4 protein-coding genes are annotated in these 4053 nt (G+C 72.4%); 1 reads left to right on the forward strand and 3 read right to left on the reverse strand.

Annotation, left to right across the window (positions count from 1 at the left end):
• Positions 1–102: 102 nt before the first annotated feature.
• From mug to ACWGH4_RS32440, 3 genes are all read right to left on the reverse strand, one after another.
• The gene (gene mug / locus ACWGH4_RS32430; RefSeq protein ID WP_453467170.1) at positions 103–651 is read right to left on the reverse strand and encodes a G/U mismatch-specific DNA glycosylase; all 549 of its coding nucleotides are present in this window, start codon (positions 649–651) and stop codon (positions 103–105) included.
• Positions 648–2090 (reverse strand): adenylosuccinate lyase, encoded by a 1443-nt coding sequence (purB, locus tag ACWGH4_RS32435; protein ID WP_005320314.1) that lies wholly within the window; start codon positions 2088–2090, stop codon positions 648–650. The genes mug and purB overlap by 4 nt, the downstream gene beginning before the upstream one ends.
• A 70-nt stretch (positions 2091–2160) precedes the next feature.
• The gene (locus ACWGH4_RS32440) at positions 2161–2955 is read right to left on the reverse strand and encodes an SGNH/GDSL hydrolase family protein (RefSeq protein ID WP_453467166.1); all 795 of its coding nucleotides are present in this window, start codon (positions 2953–2955) and stop codon (positions 2161–2163) included.
• 60 nt (positions 2956–3015) lie between these two features.
• Here ACWGH4_RS32440 and ACWGH4_RS32445 point away from each other — a divergent pair, with 60 nt between their 5' ends.
• The gene (locus tag ACWGH4_RS32445) at positions 3016–4020 is read left to right on the forward strand and encodes a maleylpyruvate isomerase family mycothiol-dependent enzyme (RefSeq protein WP_453467168.1); all 1005 of its coding nucleotides are present in this window, start codon (positions 3016–3018) and stop codon (positions 4018–4020) included.
• The last annotated feature ends 33 nt before the right edge of the window (positions 4021–4053 follow it).

The following is a 4053-nucleotide window of genomic DNA, read 5'->3' on the forward strand; positions in this document are numbered from 1 at the left end:
GCGACAGGGGCGGTGTCGGCCGCGGCGGGCACGGACAACGGCAGCCCGCCCGGGCGGGCCCTGCCGCAGCGCCGGGCGGTGCTTGCCGCGCGTACACGACCCTCAGGGCCGGCCGGCGGCCTTCCGTAGCCGGCCGTACTCCTCGGCCATCGCCTGGAGCGTCCAATGGGCATTGAGCCCACTGGGGTTGGGCAGCACCCACACCCGCGCGCCGCCGATCGTCCGTTCCTGCGGCCCGATCCGGGCGGCCCGCTCCCCGAACGCCGTGCGGTAAGCGGTCACGCCCACCACGGCCAGCCACCGCGGCTCCAGCCGCTCCACCTTCGCGGCCAGCAGCCGGCCGCCCTCGCGGAATTCCTCGTCGCTCACCTCGTCGGCCCGGGCGGTCGTGCGTGCCACCACGTTGGTGATGCCGAGTCCGTAGTCGAGGAGCTCACGCTGCTCCGACGGCAGCAGCCGCCGCGGCGTGAACCCCGACAGGTGCAGCACCGGCCAGAAACGGTTGCCGGGGCGGGCGAAGTGATGTCCGGTGGCACCGGACATCAGGCCCGGGTTGATGCCGCAGAACAGCACGGAAAGGCCGTCCGCGACCACGTCGTCGATGACGCGGTCGCGGGCGGCCTCCAGCTCTGCCGGGGTGGGGCGGGTCAGAGGATCGCGCCCGGGGTGTAGGCGGCGGCCTCCGGGTGCTGCTTGGCGATCTCCTCGATCCTGGAGACCACAGCGGTCACCTGGTCGCCGGCGGCACCGGTGAACGACAGCTTGTCCGCCATCAGTTCGTCCAGCTGCGCGCGGTCCAGCGGGATCCGCTCGTCGGCGGCGAGCTTGTCCAGCAGCTCGTTGCGCTCCGCACCCTGCTCCCGCATGGCGAGGGCGGACGCGACCGCGTTCTCCTTGATCGCCTCGTGCGCGACCTCGCGGCCGACTCCGGCACGGACCGCGCCCATGAGGACCTTCGTGGTGGCGAGGAACGGGAGGTAGCGGTCCAGCTCACGGGCGACGACCGCCGGGAACGCGCCGAACTCGTCGAGCACCGTCAGGAACGTCTCCAGCAGCCCGTCGAGCGCGAAGAATGCGTCGGGCAGGGCCACCCGGCGGACCACGGAGCAGGACACGTCGCCCTCGTTCCACTGGTCGCCGGCGAGCTCGCCGGTCATCGAGGCGTAGCCCCGCAGGATGACCATCAGGCCGTTGACGCGCTCGCAGGAGCGGGTGTTCATCTTGTGCGGCATCGCGGACGAGCCGACCTGGCCCGGCTTGAAACCTTCGGTGACCAGCTCGTGCCCGGCCATCAGGCGGATCGTCTTGGCCACCGAAGAAGGCGCCGCCGCCAGCTGCACCAGGGCGGACACGACGTCGTAGTCCAGCGACCGGGGGTAGACCTGGCCCACCGAGGTGAACGCGTGGCCGAAGCCCAGGTGGGCGGCGATGCGCTGCTCCAGCTCGGCCAGCTTCGCGGCGTCGCCGCCCAGCAGGTCGAGCATGTCCTGCGCGGTGCCGACGGGGCCCTTGATGCCCCGCAGCGGGTAGCGGCCCAGCAGGTCCTCGAGCCGCCCGTGGGCGACGAGCAGCTCGTCGGCGGCCGTCGCGAACCGCTTGCCGAGCGTGGTGGCCTGGGCGGCGACATTGTGGGACCGGCCGGCCATGACCAGCTCCGCGTACTCGCCGGAGAGCTTGCCCAGCCGTGCGAGCACGGCGACCGTACGGTCGCGCATCAGCTCCAGCGACAGCCGGACCTGGAGCTGCTCGACGTTCTCCGTGAGGTCACGGGAGGTCATGCCCTTGTGGACGTGCTCGTGGCCGGCGAGGGCGTTGAACTCCTCGATCCGGGCCTTCACGTCGTGGCGGGTGACCTTCTCGCGCTCGGCGATCGACGCCAGGTCGACCTGGTCGAGCACCCGCTCGTAGTCGGCCAGCGCGGCGTCCGGTACCTCGATCCCGAGGTCCTTCTGCGCGCGCAGCACGGCCAGCCAGAGCTGACGCTCCAGCTTCACCTTCTGCTCGGGGGACCAGAGCACGGCGAGCTGCGCGGAGGCGTAGCGGCCGGCAAGAACATTGGGGATGCGAGGCTTCGCAGACACAGCAGTCACGTGTGCAGATTCTACTGTGGGTTTGCGCAGCTCAGCGCCCCGCCCGTGGTTGTAGCTTGCTACGAGGACGTCAGGCGTCGGCCGACGGCGGCCGGAAGGGCTCGTAAGGCAGCAGGTCGGGCCGCTTCGCGGGCCTGCCGTCGCCGGAGGACCGCCCGGTCAGCCGCCGCCCGATCCACGGCCCCAGGTGCCGGCGGGCGAACTGCGCGTCGGCGACCCGCCGCGCCGCCCAGCTCGACCGGAGTGCCGGCGGCAATGGTGCCTGCCAGTCGTCCTCGGCCTCCAGGCCGAGCGTCTGCCAGACCGCCTCCGCGACCCGGCGGTGCCCCTCGGCCGTCAGGTGCAGCCGGTCCACGTCCCACATTCGCTGATCGCCAAGAGCGGCGGAGCCATAGAGGTCGACGACGAGCGCGCCGTGCCGTGCCGCGAGCGAGTCGACATGGGCGAACAGTTCCTCCATCCGCGGACGGAACCGCTCCATCACCGGGCCCTGGCGGCCGGGGCTGCGCATCAGCACCAGCTGCCGGCACGACGGCGCGAGCTTCTCCACCGCCTCCTCCAGGAGATCGCGCACCCGCACCATGTCGCACTTGGGCCGCAGGGTGTCGTTGAGTCCGCCGACGAGGGTGATCACGTCGGCGTTCATCGAGGCGGCGACATCGACCTGCTCGGCGACGATCTGTCCGATCAGCTTGCCGCGCACCGCGAGGTTCGCGTAGCGGAAGCCGGGGGTACGGGCCGCCAGCCGGCCCGCGAGGACGTCCGCCCAGCCGCGGTAGGAGCCGTCGGGGAGCAGATCGGACATGCCCTCCGTGAACGAGTCACCGACCGCGACGTAGCTGGTGTAGTTGGCACTGATCTCCATGGCGCAGCGATCCTACCGTGCGGTAGGGTCCGTCGGTTCCGTACCCGGAGGGGAGCTTTCGTGAGTGACGCGCTGCTCAACGCCCTGGCCGAAGCGCTGGCCGAAGTGGTGACCCTGATCGACACCTGCGACGACGACGTGCTCGACCCGGACACCGCCGTGAAGTGGCTCGAATCCACCGCGTTCCTGCTGGACAGGCTCCCTCCCGCGGACCGCCGCGAGCTCGCGGAACGTGTCCGCGCGGCGGCCGGACGCCACCCGGAAGGCGGCTGGCGCGACGGCCTGCTCCGGGTGCCGGACAGCTTCGGCCTCGACGACGACCAGCACGAGCGGTACTGCGAGTCGATCGCGCGCGTCGTGGCCGACTTCACGGCGGCGGTACGGGACGCGGACCCGGCGACGCCCGTCCCCACCTGCCCCGGCTGGACCCTGGCCGATCTGGTCGCGCACCACGGCACGACGCACCGCTGGGCGGAGCATGTCGTACGCATCCGGGCCGCCGAGCGTGTCCGGGCGCGTGAAGTGCCTCTCGACCTGCCGGACGAGCCGTCGGCGTACCCGCAGTGGATGGCCGGCGCCGCCGAGTCCTCCCTGCGCACCCTGCGCACGGTGGACCCGGACCTTCCGATGTGGTCCTACGGCGCGGACCAGCGCGTCGCCTTCTACCCGCGGCGGCTGCTCTTCGAGGCGGTGATCCACTGCGCCGACGCGCAGCTGGCCCTCGGGCAGGAACCCCGCGTCGAGCCGGGGACGGCGGCGGACGGCATCGCGGAGTTCTTCGAGAACGTGCCCTGTCTCACCTGGGTCACGGAGCGGCTGGCGTCGTCGGCCGGCGGCTCGGTCCGGCTGCTCGCCCGGGACACCGGTGCGGCCTGGACGCTCACGTTCGGCGCCGCCGGCTTCTCGTGGACGGCCACGGCGGAGGCGGCCGACGTCACCGTGACGGCGGACGTGGCCGACCTCCTGCTCCTCGTCTACGGCCGCCGCCGGCCGGACGAGGACCGTTTCACGGTCCGGGGCGGGGGCGCGGTGCTGGACGCGTGGCTGGGCGCCATGGCGATGTAGCCGCTGCGCCGGGCGGTTCCCCTTACCTGCCCC

Source organism: Streptomyces sp. NPDC054847 (assembly GCF_053610925.1).

Excerpts from the sequence above, each read along its gene's own strand:
- ACWGH4_RS32440 (WP_453467166.1), bottom strand. The coding sequence starts at position 2,955 with ATGGAGATCAGTGCCAACTACACCAGCTACGTCGCGGTCGGTGACTCG.